Here is a 452-nt window from a genome sequence, read left to right as displayed (position 1 = left end):
TTCGATTCCCTTACGGGTCACCATAAGCAGCGAACCAGGTTCTCACGAGCCGATAGGCGAAATGAGAACCTGAGTGAGTCGCTTACTTCCGAGCGGCAGTGATAAGCAGAGAGCCAGGTCTTTAGGAGCGATAGCGACGCGAAAACCTGTGCGAATCGCTTAGTTCTGAGCGATAGCGAAGAACATCCTTACATTAATCATCCGGGCGATTAGCTCAGCTGGGAGAGCGCCTGCCTTACAAGCAGGATGTCGGCAGTTCGATCCTGTCATCGCCCACCATATAAGCAGCGAGCCAAGTTTTTAGGAGCGTTAGCGACGCGGAAACTTGTGCGAATTGCTTGGTTCTGAGCGATAGCGAAGAACATCATTTAATTTGCGGCCCTGTGGTGTAGCGGTCTAACATGCCGCCCTGTCACGGCGGAGATCGACGGTTCAAATCCGTTCAGGGTCGC

At 53.1% G+C, this 452-nt stretch carries 2 tRNA genes; both read left to right on the top strand.

Going from position 1 to position 452, the window contains the following annotated elements:
- The first annotated feature begins 203 nt into the window (after nucleotides 1-203).
- Nucleotides 204-279: transfer RNA gene (locus GT1_RS21910), tRNA-Val, on the top strand.
- Between the two features lie 98 nt (nucleotides 280-377).
- Nucleotides 378-451, top strand: a tRNA-Asp gene (locus tag GT1_RS21905).
- The last annotated feature ends 1 nt before the right edge of the window (nucleotide 452 follow it).

Origin of the sequence: Sporomusa sp. GT1 (assembly GCF_014634905.1) — a bacterium.
In the GTDB taxonomy this organism is placed as follows: Bacteria; Bacillota; Negativicutes; order Sporomusales; family Sporomusaceae; genus Sporomusa; species Sporomusa sphaeroides.
This window is presented reverse-complemented; position numbering and strand designations above follow the sequence as displayed.